A 17,211-nucleotide genomic window follows, 5' to 3' on the forward strand; every position below is an offset into this window, starting at 1 on the left:
GGGTCGCCCGCGCCACCGCCCACGCCCGCGCCGGGGTCGGCCGCACCGCCGCCCTGCCCAGCGTCGCCGCCGCTGCGGAACAGGTTCAGGCGGCCGGCGTCCAGGACGCCGGTGCCTTCCATGAAGGTCGGAGCGGCGATCGCGGTGGCCGCGAACATCATGAAGACCATGCCGCCGTGCTTGCCGACGCGGCGATACCACGGGTCCTCGATACAGACCTCGGGCCGCACCGCCGGGTGCCAGGGCGCCAGGGCGCAGATCTCGCCGTCCGGGCCGAGGACGCGGCCGGGCCACATCCAGCTCCACAGCCAGCTCAGCTTCCAGAAGCGCTTGAAGCCGTTGTCGACGTTGCTGGGCCACAGCCAGCCGAACAGCGCCGCCATCAGGCCGTGGCGGGCGCCGGGACGTTCGTCATGCACCGCCGACGGCCACATCCAGCCCAGCAGCGCGGCCAGCCAGCCGGCGCCGCCGCGCTCTTCGGTGTCGAGGGGTTGGGGCCACACCCAGGTCAGCAGCGCGGCCTTCAGGCTGCGCCCGCGACGGGGTCCGATCGCTTGGACGGTCATGGCCGAGCCATCCCGCCGACGCCGCGGTCGGTCACTGGGGTCGAATTCGAGAACACGTGCTGGGCTACTCTAACGCTCGCAGGCCGGCACGATCCCCCCGGGGTGTCACCGCCTACGGCTCTGATGCCGCAAATTTGCCGCGAAGTCCTTAACGTTGTTGAAAACGCGACGCTTTGTCCTGCCCAGATCGGGGCGCCGACACGCATGCCGAAGGGCGCCGCGCCGCTGGCGCCGCGTCCCAGTCCGCCCGTGATTCCTTGCCAGCTTGCCGGCATGGACCTGCTCCCGTTCCGACGCCGTGCGGGGGATCACGGCGCTGTCTTCCAAGCTTCACAGTGCGCCGTCGGGGGGAGACGAGGCAATGAAGCACAATCGGCAGGGGAAATTCGCTCAGAGAGGGAATGCCCCGACGCAAGCCACTCGCAGCAAGATACGGACCAAGCTCGGCCTTGGATGACTCGACGCGAAAGATTGCCGATAAGGCGTCAGGGAGAGTCTCGTCCATGAGGGGGTCGGACCGCGCGCCAGCGCCTGCAGACGCCCCGGCCGGGACTGCCCCGCCGCCGGTGCGCCGGCTCGTGTTCGCCCTGCTGGCGCTGGCGCTGCTGTGCGCTCTCTGCGCCCCGTTCTTCGCCGACATGGCGGACCGAAATGCGCCATCCGCGCGGGGCGGCGTCGTCGACTATTCCCATTATGGGCCACTTGCCGCCCCCGCCCCGCTGGCCGGCGAATGGCGGCTGACCTGGCGCGGGGGCCAGCCCGGCGCGCCGGCTGCTGGGGCTCAGGGCATGGCGACCGTTCCCGGCGCCTGGACAGGCGCCCGCGTCGCCGGCGGCGCGCTGCCGGCCCGCGGCGTTGCAACCTACAGCCTCACCGTCCGCGGCCTCGCGCCCGGACGCTACATCCTCCACGTCCCCACGCTGTTCGAATCGTCCGAGGTGCGCGTGGATGGCCAGCGCGTGTCCGGCCGCGGCGTCGTCGGCCTGACGTCCGAAACCACCCGGGACGAAGTCCGCTCGCAGGACATCATCCTCGACGCCGACGGGCGCGACATCCGCCTCGAGATCACGCTGGCCTCGTTCCACCATCGCGACAACGGCTTCGAGACAGCCCCCGTGCTCGGTCTCGCCGAGCCCATGAGCCGCTGGACCACCCTGGGCTGGCTGCGCGGCTTCATGTTCGTCACCGCCACCCTGCTGCTGGCCTGCTACGGCCTGGTGGTCTTCCTGTTCCGGCCCCGCGACCGCGCCTCGCTGTACATCGCGATTTCGGCCCTCTTCCTGCTGCCGATCGCCGCGATCTTCAGCCACGACAACCTGATCCTCATCGCCTTCCCGGGCCTGTCGCTGCGCGGGATGCTGACGCTCCAGTACATCTCGGGGCTCGCGGCGGTGGGCTTCTTCCTCGCCTACGCCCACCACCTCTTCCCGAACGAGAGCCGCCGCTCCGTCTTCTGGACGCTGGAGGGCCTGTTCGCCTTCGCCATCGCGGCCCACGCGGTCGCCCTCGCGCTCGGCGACACCCTGCTGGCCTCGCAGATGTCGTTCTGGGCCCTCCCCCTGCGCGCGACGACCTTCCTCTACATGGTGGGCGTCGTGCTGACCGCCGCGTGGCGCAAGCGGGACGGAGCCCTGATCTTCCTGCTGGGCCTCAGCGTCTTCGCGGCCAGCCTGATCACCTACGACCTGCTCACCAACGGCCTGATCCGCCACGACAAGGCCGGCCTCGACCTGCCCGCCCTGGGCATCCTGGTGCTGGTCTTCTCGCACATCGTCATCCTGGCCGAGCGCTGGACGCTCTCCATCGACGCGGCCGAGCAGACCGCCGGCGACCTGCGCCGCCTGCTCGACGTCAACGCCGCCATCACCAGCGAGATGGAGCTGGAGGCCCTGCTGACCAAGATCGTCCAGGTCACCTCCCGCATCATCCACGCCGACCGCAGCAGCCTCTTCCTGTACGACGCGCGCACCGACGAGCTCTGGTCGCTCGTGGCCGAGGGACTGGAGACGCGCGTCCTACGCTTCCCGGCCCACCTCGGCCTCGCGGGCGCCTGCTTCGCCAGCGGCCAGCCGATCAACATCACCGACGCCTACGCCGACCCCCGCTTCCACCGCGACGTCGACGCCCTCACCGGCTACCGCACGTCCAGCGTCCTGACGATCCCGGTCACCGCCCGCGACGGCCGCCGCCTCGGCGTGATGCAGGCGCTGAACCGCCAGGACCGCCCGCACTTCTCCGACGGCGACATGGAGCGCATGGCCGCCTTCGCGGCCCAGGCCGCCATCGCCATCGACAACGCCACCCTCTTCTCCGAAGTGGCGACCGAGCGGAACTACAACGAGAGCATCCTGCGCTCGATGTCCTCCGGCGTGCTGACGCTGGACACCGACGCGCGCATCGCCAAGCTGAACGACGCGGCCTGCCGCATCCTGGCCGTTCCAGCCGACCGGATGGCCGGGGCCGACGCCCGCGTATTGCTCGCCGCCAACCCCGGCCTCCTGGACGAGTTCGCCGCCGTCTCGCGCAGCGGCCAGCCCAAGACCCTGGTGGACGCCGACCTCGTCACCGGCCGCGGCGACACCATCTCGGCCAACCTCTCCATCGTTCCCCTGGTCAGCGAGGGCGAGGCCGTGGGCCTGCTCGTGCTTCTCGAAGACATCACCGAGGGCAAGCGCCTGCAGGGCGCAATGCGACGGTTCATGAGCCAGGAGGTGGTCGACCAGGTGCTGTCGCACGACGACCTGCTGTTCGGCGACGCCTGCCGCGCCAGCGTGCTGTTCGCCGACATCCGCAACTTCACCACCCTGGCCGAGACCCTCAGCCCGCGCGCCACCGTCGAGGTGCTGAACGAGATCTACACCGAGCTGTTCGAGGCGGTGTCCGCCTGCCACGGCGTCCTCGACAAGTTCCTGGGCGACGCGATCATGGCCCACTGGGGCGCGCCCATCCCCGGCGACCGCGACCCGGTCAACGCCGTCGAGGCTGCGGTCCAGATGCTGAAGCTGGCCGAGGCCCTGAACCGCCGCCGCCAGGGCCAGGGCCTGCCCGAGCTCCGCCTGGGCATGGGCATCGCCACGGGCGAGGTGATCGCAGGCGCCATCGGCTCGCCCAAGCGCATGGACTACACGGTGATCGGCGACAGCGTGAACCTGGCCGCCAGGCTGGAGGCGTTGACCAAGGTGTATGGCGTCGGCCTGATCGTCTGCGAGGCCACGGCCGCCGCGGTGGCCGACCAGGGCTACGTCCTGCGCGAACTGGACGTGGTCCGCGTCCGCGGCCGCCGCCAGCCGTCGCGCATCTTCCAGGTGCTCACCGGCGAGGCCCCTGCCGCCGAGGCCTACGACGAAGGGCGTCGCCACCTCGCCGCCGGCGACTGGGCCGCCGCGACCGAGGCCTTCAAGGCCGCGCGGGCCGCCGACCCCGCTGACGGGCCCTCCGCGCTGATGCTCACCCGCGCCCGCGCGCTGGAGATCGCCCCGCCCCCCGAAGGCTGGGACGGGGTCTGGGGCGAGGGCTGAGCCCCAGGGAAGAACGCCGCCCACGAAAAAGGGCCCGCGAGGGGCCCTTGTCCGTGGCGTCCTGAGGATCAGGCTTAGACGCCGAGACCCGCGGTCGAAACCGCCGCGAAGACGCCGAGGGCCAGCAGGAAGAGCGGGGCAATGCGGTCGAAGCCACGTTCGACGGTCGCGAGAGACATATGACACACCTTTGGTTCGGTTCTCTGGGGAACCCCGGGGGAGCGGGGCTGTCCGTCTGGACACTGTTTAGATAGCACTATCTGAACGCTGCATAGATCAGCGATTTTGCCTGATCGCTATGCGTTTTCGCATGCCCCGCCCGTACGCCGTCTTAGCCGTTAGCTTACGAAATCCAGCTAACCATGTTCCCGGGCGCACCGGACGCGGGCGCGCTTGTGCGGCCCGGAAGGATGCTCGTGGCGAAAACTGCTGATCGATCCTGTCGAAGCCTGCGCGGCCTGGAGCGCACCGCATCCACCTCGCGCGTGCTCAACCTGGCCGCCTTGCTGGCCCGCAACGCCGGCAACGAGCAGCACGCCAAATATCCGTTCTTCGCCGCCGACGCCCTGAACGGCGCGGTGATCGTGCGCCACCGCCTGCGTGGCCCGGAATACGAGAACTTCGAGCGGCACCGCTTCAGCGCCACCAAGCTCATCATCCCCTTCGCGCGCGACGACCTGGGCCTGGGCGGCCGTTCGGTCTTCGTGGGCGAGCGCTACTGGATGGACGCCTTCGAGGAGCTGCGGGGCAAAGCGCCCTTCCTCGAACGCGACGTCGCCGTGCTGGAAGCCATCGACGAGATGCCGTCGCTGGACCCGTTCCTGCTGCGCGAGCATCTCAAGCGGCGCGACTTCGACATCAGCCCCAGCCACTTCGACATCTCCGGCCCCGACCTGGCGCGCATGCAGCGCTTCGTCGGCACCGAGATCGCCAAGCTGATCGAGCTCGCCTACCGCGGCGCCGACGGCATGGAGGGCAACATCAACCGCCTGGTCGAGGCGCTGCTGGTCTCCAAGTCGGACGAGCGCCTGGAGCCGCTGCGCCTGACGCTCCGGCTGGAAAAGGAGAACTACCAGGAGGGTGTCTTCGCCTGGAAGGGCTTCCTTTACTACAAGTGGGTGCTCAACTCGTTGTGGGGCCAGCTCAAGGAAGTCTTCGCCGAGCTCGGCCGCGTGCGGGTGACCGCGGCGGTCGACGCCATCAGCCGCTCCGAGCTGGAAAACACCCGCAACCGCCTGCGCGGAAAGCTCGAACGCCAGGTGCGCCTCGTGCGCACCCAGTTGCAGGTCTATGACGAGGTCTTCGCCCAGCTCACCGCCAGCGGCAATGCCCTGGCCTTCCGCGACTTCCTCCTGAAGTCGCCTGACATGTTCCTGTCGCTGGGCGAAGGCTGCGGCCTGATCAGCCACATCGCCACCTACTGGCGCTACCAGTTCCCGGTCGGCCGCCCCCTGACCATCGGCAGCGCCGACCAGCTCCTCGATATGCTCCAGGACTTCGACGCCAGTCTCGGCCAGGACGAGAGCGCCACGCCCTTCAGCCCCCCCAGCAACGCCCTGGCGATCTAGCCGCCCCTCGGCAAACGCCCCCAAACGGAAAGGGGCGCCGGTCGCCGGCGCCCCTCCCCTCGGTTCGGCAGTCCGCCGTTAGCGGCGGTAGCCGTAGCCGTAGTTGTCGTACCCGTAATAGCCGGTCCGGCCGTAGCCTCCGCGGTCGTACGAGCGGTAGCGCGTGTCACGGTAGTAGGGCCGCGTGTCGCGATAGGCGTAGCCGCTGCGGTAGTGCTTGCGGTCGTTGCTCTTGTCGACCACCACGCCCAGCGCGGCGCCGGCGGCGGCGCCCAGGGCCACCGACTCGGTCTTGCCGTTGCCGACCGCCGCGCCCGCCACGCCGCCCAGCAGGGCGCCCAGCAGCGCGCTTTCGGTCTTCGACGTGCCCGCGGCCGCCTGGCTGGCGGGAAGGGCGACGGCGCCGGCGACGGTCAGGGCCATCGCAGCCTTCGTGATCTTGTTGGTCATGGCTCAACTCCTTTGCCTGCGCCGGGGGCCCTGAGTGGGCCTGATCGGCGATGTTGAGCCTGAAATTAGCGGGGCGGTTCTGAACCCAATCGGAGGCGCCCGTTCATTCTCGCGTCAGGAACGCGAGCCCCCACGAGCGGCCCTTCGCATACGAAAAAGGGCCCGCGAGGGGCCCTCCGACGTCGGAGACTGGGGAAGATCTCCGTGGGGTCGTTTTCGTCGGGACGAAGGCTAGGCGCCGACGCCCACCACGCCGACGGCCGCGAAGGCGACCACCAGCCCGAACATGGCCGTGGTCAGGGCCGCGGGGGCGACCTTCTGGACCAGGGCCTGCAGGATCGAGACGTTCATGACACACACACCTGAAGTTTCTGGGGGGACCCCGTGGGGAGCGGGGTGTCCGTGTGGACAAGCTCTAGATAGCAGCGCCGCCGCTTCGCAGGGATCGGCATGTTCGCGGAATAGCTATGCGTTTTTGGTGCAGGCGATCGTGCATCCGCCCTCACGCCCGCCGCCGCCGCAGGAACAACGCCCCAGCCGCGAGGCCCAGGGCGCCCGCGCCGCCCATCGTCCGCGCCGCGAACCCCGCCGCCTCTCGCTGCAGCCCGGTCGTGTCGCGCGCGGCCAGATAGACCGCCGGCGCGCCGTCGGCGGCCTCCCCACGCACGAACGCGACCCGCAGGCGCTGCCCGACGGGCCCCGGCGCGTCGTAGAAGACCGTCTGGCCCGGCCGCGCCGCGCGCAGATCCGCGACGGCGGGCGGCGGCAGGGTCGCGTCCCACAGCGAGCGCGACGTGGCCAGCGGCGTCAGGCCCAGCGGCTCGGCCGGCGGGGCCGGCGCCGCCGTCGCCACCTGCCAGTAGACGCCCGAATAGGCCCGCAGCGTCTCGCGGTCGTCGATCCAGGCCGTCACGACCCGCCCGTTCCGCAGCAGCGTCGCCGCCTGCACGCGCTGCACACTCTCGGTAAGCTCGCGGTCCAGCCGGCGGTGCGCCGCCGAACTGTACAGGACATAGGCCGCCAGGCACGACGCGGCGACGAGGGCGAGCAGGCCCGCGACCACCAGCGCGACCCGCGCGGCGCCCGCCGGCGCCCGCCCACGCCCGGTCCATTCGTCGCTCGCGAGCGGAGACGCGGCAAGGTGCGGGGCGGCGGCCATGGCCAAGTCGTGGGCCACGCTTGTTGAACCCTGGCTGAACGGAACCGGCGCGGCCCCCCTTCCGAAAAGCGCCGGCGTCCCGCATCATGGCCGCCGTTGCTCCGGGAGGGTCCCGGGCGCGTCGCAGCCCGGGGGGGGAGCCATGCTGACCGTGATCCTGGCCGTCGCCGTGCTGCAGGCCGGCGGGGCTCCCGCGGGCCCCGCGCCCAAGGGCCAGTTCGCGCCGGCGTCCGGCGTTCCGGGCGAGCCGCCCTACGGCCTGCCCGCCGGCCGCAATGCCTCCAAGACCGAACAGGTCTGCTTCCGCGATCCCGTGGTCGGATCGAAGATCCCGACCCGCCGCTGCATGAGCCGCGAGATGTTCGTCCAGCGCCAGCAGGACTCCAAGGACCACACCGACGCCGTCCAGCGCGACGCGCGCGTGCAGACGGGGTTCTGATCGCCTCTCCGTCCGATCGTCATGGCCCGGATCGCCGAGCCATGACGCGCTGACCGGGCCTACGCCGCCAGCAGTTGCGGCTGGCCGGCGGCCAGGTAGTCCAGCTTGCCGATCGGCACGCCCTGGCTGCGCAGCAGGCCGTAGGCGGTCACCACGTGGAAGTGGAAGTTCGGCAGCGAGAACTGGAACAGGAAGTCCTTCGCCGTGAACTTCAGCGTCCGGTTCGGCGTCGGCAGTTCGATGATGCGGGCCTCGTCCTGCGCCTCGATCTGCTCGCGGGTGATCGTCTCGAGGAAGGCGATGGTCTTGGCGACGCGCTCCTTGACCTCGGCCCAGGTGGTCTCGGTGTCGGGCATGCTGGGCGGCGTCACACCCGCCAGGCGCGCGGCCCCGCCCTTGGCGGCGTCGCTGGCGATCTGGATCTGGTTGGTCAGGGGATGCATGTCGGGGGCGAGCCGCGCGGCCAGGTAGGTCTGCGGATCGACGCCGTTCGCCTTCGCGTGCGCCTCGGCCTTGTCGAGGATGGCGGCGAGGTTCTTCAGCATGCCGAGGTAGCCGGGGATCGAGGCGTCGTAGAGCGACAGCGCCATTTGGAACTCCAAGGTCGAGGTTGAAGCGCTGAGATGGGCCGCGCCGCGCGGCGGCGGAAGGCGCCCGCCGCCTCGATTTTTTCTCACAGCCACGCATCGGACAGCAGGGCGCGACGTTCAGCACGCCTGGGGTTTGGACATCATGTGAGGCCGCTTGGCGCCGAAATCCGACGATCCGGTCACGCCGTTCTTTGAGATGGTCGGGATGGCGCTATCGGGCGATCCGGTGATGATGCGCAGCTTGGCCGCGACGCTCGGTTCGTTCTCGATGCGCCTCGTGGTCGCCCTGCTGATCCTGGCGGTGACCCTATGGCTCGCCAAGAAGCTGGGCCGCGTCGCCGAACGCGCGATCGGTCGTCTCCCGCATCACCACCATCCGGCGGATCAGACGCTCGCCACGTTTGTATCCACCCTCGTGAAATATGTGGTCGTCGCGATTGGTCTCGTGGCGGTGCTCCAGCAGCTCGGCGTGCAGGCCACGTCGGTGCTGGCGGTTCTGGGCGCGGCGTCGCTGGCGATCGGCCTTGCGTTGCAGGGAACCCTCAGCAACGTCGCGGCCGGCGTGATGATCCTGCTTCTGCGCCCCTATCGCGCCGGCGACCGGGTCGAGCTCAATGGCCGCCAGGGCAAGGTGGTGGGAATGGATCTCTTCAACACCAAGCTGCTCGACTACGACGGCCTCACGCTCTTCCTCCCGAACGGCAAGGTCTTCGGCGAGATGATCGTCAACATCAGTCAGTCCGGCCGCCGTCGCATCGACCTGACGTTCGGGATCGACTACGAGGACGACCTGGACATGGCGCTGGGCACGCTGGTGGAGCTGGCCGACGCGGAGCCCCGGGTTCTCAAACAGCCGCGGCCCTGGGCGAAGGTGACGGCTCTGGCCGACAGCACGGTCAATGTCAGCCTTCGCTGCTGGGCCAGCCCCGACGACTGGATGGACACGAAGTTCGACCTCGTCCGCCAGGTGAAGGAGACCTTCGAGGCGCGCGGCCTGAACTTCCCCTATCCGCATCAGGTCCAGGTGGACCGGGCCGACGTGGCCCCTCGCACGAAGAATGTCGGGGCGGATCCTGCGCCCACGTCCTAGGCTGGCGTTGATCGATCGCCAGAGGACGCCCTCATGCTCTACGCCATCCTCGCCTATCACGACGAGGCGCACGTGAAGGCCATGACGGCCGACGAAGACGTCGCGCTGATGGACGACCTGAACAAGGTGCACACGCGCCTGACCGCCGAGGGCCGCCTCGGTCCCGCCGCCCGCCTGGGCGCTACCGCGCTGGCCGCCACCGTCTCGGGCCCCGGCCGCGGCCTCGTCACCGACGGCCCGTTCACCGAGACCAAGGAACACCTGCTGGGCTTCTACGTCGTCGAGGCCAAGAGCCGCGAGGCGGCCATCGAAGCGGCCCGCGACCTCAAGGCCGCCAATCCCGGCGCGAGCTACGAGATCCGGCCCATCGTGCTCTATCTGCCGAACACGCCGTTCCCCGTCACCGACGCCGGCCTGGCCTTCGTCAGGCCCTAGCGGACCGCCGACGGCGCAGCCGCAAGCCGGCCGCTCCAAGGCCGCAGATCATCAGCGCCCATGCCGACGGCTCGGGCACGCCCGTCGTCGCCTCCAGCGCGACGTTGTCCAGGCCGGGCGCCCCGCGCGCGACTGAGCTGCTGTTGCCGGCGAACTGCACGCGGATCGCCCCTGAGGTTGGAGCGATCGTCGTCAAGGTGTACTGCGTCCATGTCGAGCTCTGGGCGCCCGGCGCGTAGGGCAGGCTCACGGTCTTCGTCGCCAGCTGCCCCAGCGTCTGGGCGTCGGACAGCGTCGCCACCAGGTCGCCCGCGCTGTTCTGCGCCCACTGGCCGACCCAATAGGTCAGCGTCACCTGCGAGCCGGCGGCCAGTCCGGTCACGTCCTGGTAAAGGCCGCCCGTCGGGCTGGCGCCGTTCATGTCCAGGAACCGGTCGCCCTCCTGCGGGTCGAGCAGCACGAGGAAGCCGGCGCCGGCCTGGGTATAGGCGTCGCTGACGATGTCGGGCGCTTCCAGGCCGGCCACGCGGCTCCAGCCCTCCGGCGCCAGCGGCCCGCGGTAGTAGGTCCCGTTGTTGTTGGCTGGCCCGGCCTCGAAGCCGCCGTTCGTCAGCAGGTTTGCGCCGAGCGCCGGCGTGGAGATCAGCGCCGCGGCGGCCGCGGCGGCGAAGAGCATCTTCAAGGTTCATTCTCCCCAGGGAAGTTCTGAGCCGGAAGACTGCTGCGGCGCGTCGGCCACGGCCTCCCCCAATCGGGGGTATGACATTGGATTATCTGCACTTTTCCCCAACCCGGGGAAATCGCGAGCTGACCGCAACCCAAGGTGGATCCTTCAGCCCTGCGCCGCTTCGGCCCGCCCCAGCGCTGCGTTCAGGTCGTTCAGTTCGTCGCGCAGGCGCCCCAGCCGCTCCAGGTCCAGCCCCGAGCCGGCCAGCAGTTCGGCCGGTACGGCGCACGCCGGCCCCTGCAGCGCCCGCCCCTTGTCCGTCAGGCGGATGCGCACCACCCGCTCGTCACGGGGGTCGCGGGCCCGGCTCACCAGCCCGATCGCCTCCAGCCGCTTCAGCAACGGCGTGAGCGTGCTCGACTCCAGCCCCAGCCGCTCGCCCAACTCGCCAACCGTTCGGTCGTCGCCCTCCCACAGCACCACCATCGCCAGGTACTGCGGATAGGTGAGGCCCAGCCGGTCCAGGAGGGGCCGGTACAGCCGGTTGAAGGCGTGGCCGGCCGAATACACCGCGAAGCAGAGGAAATCCTCCAGCCTCAACGGGCTCGGGGCGGCGATGGACGGTGCGGGCGGTGCGGGCGCGTCTGGCATGCCTCGGATATAAATCGCACACGATATGATCGCAAGCTATTGACAGCGTCGTCCACCCCCACCCATTTATATCGCACACGATTCAATCGTTCACACGAAACAAGGAGCCTCCCATGTCCGTCCAAGTCCTTTACCGCACCGCCGCCCGCGCCACCGGCGGCCGCGACGGCCGCGCCGCCACCCTCGACGGCAGCCTCGACGTCACCCTGTCCACGCCCAAGGAGCTGGGCGGCGGCGGCGGGGCGGGGAACAATCCGGAGCAGCTCTTCGCCGCCGGCTACGCGGCCTGCTTCATCGGCGCGATGAAGTTCGTGGCCAGCCAGGGCGGCCCCAAGGTCCCCGCCGACGCCGCGGTCACCGCCAACGTCGGCATCGGGCCACGCGCCGCCGGCGGCTTCGGCCTCGACATCGAGCTGGAGGTCTCCCTCCCCGGCCTCGACCGCGCCGACGCCGAGGCCCTGGTGGAAAAAGCCCACCAGGTCTGCCCCTACTCCAACGCCACCCGCGGCAACGTCGACGTCCGCCTGACCGTGGTCTGAGCCCGACGCCCCCTTTCCCTCACCGGGAAGGGGGGCTCCTCGCCCCGCGGGGAGGGGGACTTCCGCAAGCGTGGCCATTGAGCCACCGGGCGAACGCGCACATCCTCGGGCGCTCCAAGCTCGGCGGATCCCACATGCCCAGACCCTTCGCCCTGGCCGCGCCCGCGCTCCTGGCCGCCGTGCTCGCGGTCGCCGGCCCAGCCGCCGCCCAGACCACCGAGGCGCTGCAGATCGCGGTCATGCGCGACGACCCGGCCGCCATCGAGGCGGCGATCCGCGCCGGCTCCGACCCGCGCGCCATGATCGACCAGGGCTCGCTGCTCGCCGCCGCCGCCCTCATGGGCAAGCCTCGCGCGGTCCGCGTGCTGCTGGCCCACGGCGCCGACCCGGCCGCCCCCGGCCCCAACGGCGGCAACGCCGTCAACGCCGCGTTCTTCGCCATCAACGGTACGGCGATCCTCGGCCGCGGCGATGTCCCTGACCCGGCGCAGCGCGCGGCCGGCGTCGAGGTCGTCCGGCTTCTCGCCGCCCGCAAGGTGGGTCTCGACAACCCGGTCCGCCTCGGCCCCAGCAACGTCACGCCGCTGATCCAGGCGGCCGAGGCCGGCGCGTTCGATCTGGTGCAGATCCTGCTCGATGGCGGCGCCAATCCCAACGCCACGAACGCCGGCGGCTACACCGCCCTCGACTACGCGGTCGACCGCGCGCCGATCTGGACCACCCTGCCTCAGGACCACCGCGCCGACATCGTCCGCGCGCTCCTCGCCAAGGGCGCCCGCCGCGACCGCGCCGGCGCCGACCGCGTCACCCCCCTCGCCCGCGCCCGCCGCGCCGGCAATCCGGAGATCATCGCCCTGCTGGAGGGGAAGTAGGCCGGCGAGGAGGAAGCCCATTCGCACGGCGCGTCCGCAGCACGCCCCGCGCTTGGGACCTCCTGCCCCTCAGCATGCGTACTTGTAGTATAGGTATTCCGACATCCGCCCGACGGCCATCGCGCCTGCGGCGAAGGCGTCGCACGCACCGTGGCTCTGACGCGCTGCAGCGACACCGTCGGCCCCAGCCTGGAAGGCGCGAATGCGGGCCTGCCGCACTTGGTCCACCTTGGCCGCTACCGACGACATCTGCGCGTCGACCTCCGCAGCTTCCCACCCAGCCGCCAGCTTGGTCACGACGAGTTCGCCGCGTTGCCAGTCGAAGTTCCGCTTGGCGATGCGGTCCGAGAACGCGCGTTGCCGCTGTTCCGCGCTCTCGCCGACCCCAAGCAATGCGCCAAGGCCGCGAGCCAGCTCGTCCGGAAGCCCTTCGTAGCGGACCTCGAGCGCGTACTGGAATTTGCAGCGGAAGGTCTGCCCCTTCACGAGGGTGCATTCCGGCCCCGCGAGGTCGTTGACCATGAACCGATACTCTTCCGAGTAAAGCGGCAGTGATGCGCCGGTCCGCGTCACGATACGGTTGGGCATCCCCCATTCCACCATCGCTCCATACGGCCCGAACGTGCCGGAGGAGAACCACGTCTTGGAGATCGTGTCGGCGCGCGCGACCTCTGCCTTGAGGAAGCTCTGAGCGAACATGCTTGCGAGGCCGGAGGCGGTGGGTGCGCCGGGGGCAACAGGCCGAGCCTTGGCGCTAAGGGCTGCGCGCTGCACGGGATCGCCGAGCGCGGCGACCATCCAGAACAGCGTCTTGGGATTCGGGTCGCTCCGGGCCTTCTCGACCGGATTGCGACCGGCCGCCACGTCTTGACGTCCAGCGCCATTCCACCCGGACACATCCGAGCCTCTTGGCACTGCGAAGGGGAATAAGACCGCGTTGAACACCGGCACAAGGTCGACCGCCATGGCGTTCACCTCCGCCACCGATCGCGCTGCGTCCACGCGGGCGACCAGATTGCCGTAGAAGTCGCGTTCCGGCGCGCGGGTGGAATCGAAGACCACATAGCTCATGACCCCATCGCTCGTGTCGATGCGTCTGGTCAGCGCGGCATCCACGGCGCCCTTCATCGCTGCAGCCGCCGGCCCGATTGTGCGTTCCGCGTACCAGACGTTGCGAAAATGCGCGCCCAGGTTGGCGATGTTGTCCCCGTTCTGGTTGACCGCGTCGCCCGCCGCCTGAACGCGCGCTCCGAGCGATTTCAGGTCCAGCGCGCTGGGGTCGCGGTCGATAGCCTCGGCAATCCGCGCGCGGTGCTCCTTCGCCATCCGCTCAATGCACATCATCCCCTCCGCGACGGCCTGATAGAGCTGCGGCCGGGCTACGATGAACTCGGCCTCGTCGAGACCGCGGGGAATTTGCGCCCGCTTGAGGAAGGCGGCCCGGTCGGCGATGCAGCGCGCCGCGTCAGGCTGTTGGGCGACAGCTTGCCTCGCGCGCGTGACGAGAGTCGGACCATCCACCTGACCTCGGGCCGCCGGCGCATTCGCTGGGCCGGTGTCGAACCCGCCGGGCGGGCGACCGATGGGCGGCCTGCCCGGACGGCCCGCAATAGGGGCGTCGCCCCCGATGGACGGGCCGACCGCAGGACGTCCCGCGACGGACCCGGTGCTCGCCCGGGCCCGGAAGGCGCCGCAGCCCATTCCTTGCACCTGCCCCTCAAGCCGATCGTCGATCTGCCGCACAAGCACCGGGACCGCGACGAACCCCGCGGGACGGCTGATCCACTGCAGCGGGCGGATCAGCACGCGACCGTCGGCGAGCGGCTCCAGCCGTACGCGATACGAGCCAGAGGCCGCGCCGGTCGAGAACGCGAAGGTGCCCGAGCCATCCGCCCCTACATCCACAGTCACCGCCGTGGGCTGTCCGCCGCAGATGTATTGGCCGACATAGGCTTGCGGCGGAACCGCGGGAAAACGGGGGCCCTGCGCTTCGGCGACCGACCCGACGACCGCCAATGACACCGTCGCCGCCAGCACCAAGCCGCGGCCGAAACCCCTGAAACCCAAGACCTGCCCCCGGATCGTCACTCTGCCCAAAGCCGCAGCTTGCGACATTGCCGTCGCCCGGGAAAGGCCAGACAAGAGGCGCGATCAGCTCCGCACAAATCGTGCGCGCGGCCGCGCCTAGGCGTCGCGATGGGGAACGCCGCCGGCCCGGCCAGCGCCTTCCGACGCCTGTGCTCACGTGATCTAGGCGCGGACTCCACCGTCGGCCGCCACCGCCCGGGTTTGGCTAGTCCCCCGCCGCGCGAGGGCGCCGACCGCGCCGAAGCCCAGGATCATCAGCGCCCAGGTGTCGGGCTCGGGAACCGGGGTGCCGCTCTCCTGGGTGAAGAAGCCCACCGTGTGGTTGTCCGACTCGTAGCCGGCGTTGGCGATGGTCTCGGAGAAGGTGACCGTGTCGAACACGCCGTCGCGGTCGAAGAAGTTCAGGAAGACGTAGGGCTGGGCGCCGTTCGCGCCGCCGAGGTCGGGATTGCCGAAATAGGCGGGATTGCCGCCCACCAGCGCCAGCACGTCCACCGGCGAGAAGCTGAACAGCGCGGTCCCGGCCCGCGAGAACGTCACGGTGTTTCCGCTGTCCAGCGCCGACAGCCAGAAGCCGAAGTAGTTGATGCCCGCCGGATCCGACGTGCTCAGGCTCAGCGAATAGCCGCTGAAGCTGCTGGCGAAGTTGCCGGTTCCGCCCGCGCCGCCGTACTGGTCGGCGCCCAGCACGTCCACGCCGCTGTAGGCGCCGGTGATGACGCCGCCCGACCCGAAGTCGGTCGCGAACGACCGGCCGCCGCCCTGGGCGATCCCGTCGAACGTCTCCACGCCCACCGAGCTGAAGGCTGCGGTGGAGTTCTGGACGCCCGGAGCTTCGAACGTCACTTGGAAGGTGTCGGCCTGGGCGGCGCCCGCCAGGCCGACCGCCGCCGCGAACGGCAGGAGGCGGGTGATCATCTTGTGGTTCCTCATGCTGTCTGCCTCGCGCCGGGTCAGGCCTGCGCCGCGGCTCGGCGGCGGCGCATCGCCTCGCCGGCGGCGCCGAAGCCCAGGATCATCAGCGCCCAGGTCGCGGGCTCGGGCGCCGGCGCCGCGGGGCCGATGACCGCCTTGGCGATGTCCCGGTCGTTGGCCGGGTCGACGCCCCCGTTCGAGCCGCCGGGGAACAGCCCGTAGTAGAAGCCGTCCGTGGTCAGCGCCGCTTCGCCCCCGACCGAGCCCGGGGCATACAGGGTGAAGCCGTAGACGTGCTTTTCCGTCGAGTAGTTGCCGGTCCCCGAGTGGTCGAGCGGCATGCTGAAGACCACCTTGGAGCCGCCGTCCAGGATCGCCCCCGTCCAGGCCAGTTGCACGCCGATGATGGGCTCGGCGGGAAAGTCGGTGCTGGTCGGGCCGCTGACGGCGGTCACGCCGTACAGGCCGCTCAGCGTGATACTGGCGTGGACGCCGCTCTCGGCGAAGCCCATGTTGTCGAACGGGTCGTAGACCAGGGTGTAGGTCCACGCGTCGCCCACGTGCGACTCCAGGACGAAATCCACCGCATGGGCCGGGGCGGCCAATGCCGCGGCCGCGCCGACGCCGGCGATAAGACTGGCAAGCTTGTTCATCGACTTCGCACTCCCACGCACGCCACAGCGGCAGGGCGAGGCCTGCCGGAACGATCCTGGTTCATGCTTGGCCGGGCGGGGGCGGCCGACAATCCCGCGTTCCGGGGATACGGGGCGGTTAAGTCGCCGAAATCCGCGATTTCTGGCCGGCCGGCGCGGCGGTCGGGAGGGTCAGGATCAGCCGCGCGCCCTGCCCGGGAGCGCTGTCGATCGTGAGCTCGCCGCCCATCTGGACGGCGCGCCGGCGCATGTTGGCCAGCCCGCGCCCCTCGCCCGGCGAGCCCGCCGCCGCGTGCGGCTCGAACCCCGCGCCGTCGTCCTCCAGGCGCACGCGGATCGCGCCGGGTCCGCCGGCTTCGGCCGCCAGCGCGATGCGCGAGGGCATGGCGTGGCGCAGGCTGTTGGCGACGCCCTCCTGCAGCAGCCGGTACAGGCTCAGCAGGCGCCGCGCATCCAGGCTCGGCGCCGGCGTCGGCAGATCGCAGCGATAGTCGAGGACGATGCCGGCGCGGGCCAGACGGCCGGCCAACCGCTCGCAGAACATCGCCAGCGCCTCGTCGACCGGCTCGTTCCCCGCGTCGATCGCGCTCGCCATGTTCCGCAGGTCGTCGACCGCCGCCTGCAGTCCCAGTTCGATCTCCGCGGGGCTCAGGCGGGCGCCGCGGACGTCGAGCAGCAGGTGGGTCAGCACGCCGCCGACCCCGTCGTGCATGTCGCGCAGCAGGCGCTGCCGCTCGGCGTCCACCGCGATCAGCCGTTCTTGATGGCGAAGAAGCTGCGACGAGCGCAGCAGGCTCGCGTCCTGCTCCAGGACCTGGCGCTCCAGGTCGCTCCGCGCCTCCTCGGCCTCCCGGTTGAGCTGCCGCCCCTGCAGCGCAATTTCGAACAGGACGCCGAACGTGGTCAGCGGCGGCGCCAGCACCGAGGCCTGCAGCACGAAGCGCGACGGCGGGGGGAACAGGAACAGGTCGAAGACGATCGAGGCCAGGCCGACCAGCAGCAGCGCCAGCA

At 70.5% G+C, this 17,211-nt stretch carries 17 protein-coding genes; 7 read left to right on the plus strand and 10 right to left on the minus strand.

The genetic code is table 11. From position 1 onward, the window contains the following. A partial coding sequence (locus tag Q0L11_RS22835) for a hypothetical protein (RefSeq protein ID WP_296600376.1) occupies positions 1 to 566 on the minus strand: 566 nt, incomplete at its 3' end. A 503-nt stretch (positions 567 to 1,069) separates the two neighbouring features. On the opposite strand from Q0L11_RS22835, the gene Q0L11_RS22840 reads away from it, so the two are divergent. Then, the gene (locus Q0L11_RS22840; RefSeq protein ID WP_296600378.1) at positions 1,070 to 4,084 is read left to right on the plus strand and encodes an adenylate/guanylate cyclase domain-containing protein; all 3,015 of its coding nucleotides are present in this window, start codon (positions 1,070 to 1,072) and stop codon (positions 4,082 to 4,084) included. Between the two features lie 416 nt (positions 4,085 to 4,500). Next, on the plus strand, positions 4,501 to 5,652 hold the full coding sequence (locus Q0L11_RS22845) for a hypothetical protein (RefSeq protein WP_296600379.1): 1,152 nt from the start codon (positions 4,501 to 4,503) through the stop codon (positions 5,650 to 5,652). A 78-nt stretch (positions 5,653 to 5,730) separates the two neighbouring features. Here the strand turns inward: Q0L11_RS22845 and Q0L11_RS22850 are convergent, their stop codons facing one another. Then, positions 5,731 to 6,102, minus strand: a complete 372-nt coding sequence (locus tag Q0L11_RS22850; RefSeq protein WP_296600381.1) for a glycine zipper 2TM domain-containing protein — start codon at positions 6,100 to 6,102, stop codon at positions 5,731 to 5,733. 502 nt (positions 6,103 to 6,604) lie between these two features. Beyond that, complete coding sequence (locus Q0L11_RS22855) at positions 6,605 to 7,279, minus strand: sensor histidine kinase N-terminal domain-containing protein (protein ID WP_296600382.1); 675 nt, start codon at positions 7,277 to 7,279, stop codon at positions 6,605 to 6,607. 124 nt (positions 7,280 to 7,403) lie between these two features. Between Q0L11_RS22855 and Q0L11_RS22860 the strand changes: the two genes are divergently transcribed. Further along, entirely contained in the window at positions 7,404 to 7,700 is a 297-nt protein-coding gene (locus Q0L11_RS22860; RefSeq protein ID WP_296600384.1) for a hypothetical protein, read from the plus strand. A 59-nt stretch (positions 7,701 to 7,759) separates the two neighbouring features. Here Q0L11_RS22860 and Q0L11_RS22865 read toward each other — a convergent pair whose 3' ends face one another. Next, positions 7,760 to 8,290, minus strand: a complete 531-nt coding sequence (locus Q0L11_RS22865) for a DUF1993 family protein (protein ID WP_296600385.1) — start codon at positions 8,288 to 8,290, stop codon at positions 7,760 to 7,762. A gap of 154 nt (positions 8,291 to 8,444) precedes the next feature. On the opposite strand from Q0L11_RS22865, the gene Q0L11_RS22870 reads away from it, so the two are divergent. Both Q0L11_RS22870 and Q0L11_RS22875 read left to right on the plus strand, forming a co-directional pair. Further along, positions 8,445 to 9,380 carry a mechanosensitive ion channel family protein gene (locus Q0L11_RS22870; protein WP_296600386.1) on the plus strand — a complete coding sequence of 312 codons (936 nt, stop codon included), beginning with the start codon at positions 8,445 to 8,447 and terminating at the stop codon, positions 9,378 to 9,380. A 33-nt stretch (positions 9,381 to 9,413) separates the two neighbouring features. Beyond that, positions 9,414 to 9,815, plus strand: a complete 402-nt coding sequence (locus Q0L11_RS22875; RefSeq protein WP_296600387.1) for a YciI family protein — start codon at positions 9,414 to 9,416, stop codon at positions 9,813 to 9,815. On the opposite strand, the gene Q0L11_RS22880 is transcribed toward Q0L11_RS22875, so the two are convergent. Together Q0L11_RS22880 and Q0L11_RS22885 are read right to left on the minus strand one after the other, a co-directional pair. Then, the gene (locus Q0L11_RS22880; protein ID WP_296600397.1) at positions 9,805 to 10,491 is read right to left on the minus strand and encodes a PEPxxWA-CTERM sorting domain-containing protein; all 687 of its coding nucleotides are present in this window, start codon (positions 10,489 to 10,491) and stop codon (positions 9,805 to 9,807) included. The genes Q0L11_RS22875 and Q0L11_RS22880 overlap by 11 nt on opposite strands. 156 nt (positions 10,492 to 10,647) lie before the next feature. Then, entirely contained in the window at positions 10,648 to 11,133 is a 486-nt protein-coding gene (locus Q0L11_RS22885) for a MarR family winged helix-turn-helix transcriptional regulator (protein WP_296600388.1), read from the minus strand. 113 nt (positions 11,134 to 11,246) lie between these two features. Between Q0L11_RS22885 and Q0L11_RS22890 the strand changes: the two genes are divergently transcribed. Then, positions 11,247 to 11,672: an organic hydroperoxide resistance protein gene (locus Q0L11_RS22890; protein ID WP_296600389.1), complete on the plus strand. Its 426-nt coding sequence runs from the start codon at positions 11,247 to 11,249 to the stop codon at positions 11,670 to 11,672. A 134-nt stretch (positions 11,673 to 11,806) separates the two neighbouring features. Then, positions 11,807 to 12,544 carry an ankyrin repeat domain-containing protein gene (locus Q0L11_RS22895; RefSeq protein WP_296600390.1) on the plus strand — a complete coding sequence of 246 codons (738 nt, stop codon included), beginning with the start codon at positions 11,807 to 11,809 and terminating at the stop codon, positions 12,542 to 12,544. 69 nt (positions 12,545 to 12,613) lie between these two features. Here the strand turns inward: Q0L11_RS22895 and Q0L11_RS22900 are convergent, their stop codons facing one another. The 4 genes from Q0L11_RS22900 to Q0L11_RS22915 all read right to left on the minus strand — a co-directional run. Beyond that, positions 12,614 to 14,659: a hypothetical protein gene (locus tag Q0L11_RS22900; protein ID WP_296600391.1), complete on the minus strand. Its 2,046-nt coding sequence runs from the start codon at positions 14,657 to 14,659 to the stop codon at positions 12,614 to 12,616. 135 nt (positions 14,660 to 14,794) lie between these two features. Continuing rightward, positions 14,795 to 15,550 carry a PEPxxWA-CTERM sorting domain-containing protein gene (locus Q0L11_RS22905; RefSeq protein WP_296600393.1) on the minus strand — a complete coding sequence of 252 codons (756 nt, stop codon included), beginning with the start codon at positions 15,548 to 15,550 and terminating at the stop codon, positions 14,795 to 14,797. A gap of 35 nt (positions 15,551 to 15,585) precedes the next feature. Next, entirely contained in the window at positions 15,586 to 16,200 is a 615-nt protein-coding gene (locus Q0L11_RS22910; RefSeq protein WP_296600394.1) for a PEPxxWA-CTERM sorting domain-containing protein, read from the minus strand. 118 nt (positions 16,201 to 16,318) lie between these two features. Next, positions 16,319 to 17,211 (minus strand): ATP-binding protein (locus Q0L11_RS22915; protein ID WP_296600395.1); only part of this gene is annotated, 893 nt, incomplete at its 5' end.

The sequence above is a fragment of the Phenylobacterium sp. genome (assembly GCF_024508875.1).
In the GTDB taxonomy this organism is placed as follows: Bacteria; Pseudomonadota; Alphaproteobacteria; order Caulobacterales; family Caulobacteraceae; genus Phenylobacterium.

What these genes read in the sequence shown, in the direction of transcription:
- Q0L11_RS22850 (WP_296600381.1), bottom strand. Translation starts at nt 6,102, where the DNA reads ATGACCAACAAGATCACGAAGGCTGCGATGGCCCTGACCGTCGCCGGC.
- Q0L11_RS22910 (WP_296600394.1), bottom strand. Translation starts at nt 16,200, where the DNA reads ATGAACAAGCTTGCCAGTCTTATCGCCGGCGTCGGCGCGGCCGCGGCA.
- Q0L11_RS22890 (WP_296600389.1), top strand. Translation starts at nt 11,247, where the DNA reads ATGTCCGTCCAAGTCCTTTACCGCACCGCCGCCCGCGCCACCGGCGGC.
- Q0L11_RS22905 (WP_296600393.1), bottom strand. Translation starts at nt 15,550, where the DNA reads ATGATCACCCGCCTCCTGCCGTTCGCGGCGGCGGTCGGCCTGGCGGGC.
- Q0L11_RS22860 (WP_296600384.1), top strand. Translation starts at nt 7,404, where the DNA reads ATGCTGACCGTGATCCTGGCCGTCGCCGTGCTGCAGGCCGGCGGGGCT.
- Q0L11_RS22895 (WP_296600390.1), top strand. Translation starts at nt 11,807, where the DNA reads ATGCCCAGACCCTTCGCCCTGGCCGCGCCCGCGCTCCTGGCCGCCGTG.
- Q0L11_RS22880 (WP_296600397.1), bottom strand. Translation starts at nt 10,491, where the DNA reads ATGCTCTTCGCCGCCGCGGCCGCCGCGGCGCTGATCTCCACGCCGGCG.
- Q0L11_RS22900 (WP_296600391.1), bottom strand. Translation starts at nt 14,659, where the DNA reads ATGTCGCAAGCTGCGGCTTTGGGCAGAGTGACGATCCGGGGGCAGGTC.
- Q0L11_RS22885 (WP_296600388.1), bottom strand. Translation starts at nt 11,133, where the DNA reads ATGCCAGACGCGCCCGCACCGCCCGCACCGTCCATCGCCGCCCCGAGC.
- Q0L11_RS22865 (WP_296600385.1), bottom strand. Translation starts at nt 8,290, where the DNA reads ATGGCGCTGTCGCTCTACGACGCCTCGATCCCCGGCTACCTCGGCATG.
- Q0L11_RS22840 (WP_296600378.1), top strand. Translation starts at nt 1,070, where the DNA reads ATGAGGGGGTCGGACCGCGCGCCAGCGCCTGCAGACGCCCCGGCCGGG.
- Q0L11_RS22875 (WP_296600387.1), top strand. Translation starts at nt 9,414, where the DNA reads ATGCTCTACGCCATCCTCGCCTATCACGACGAGGCGCACGTGAAGGCC.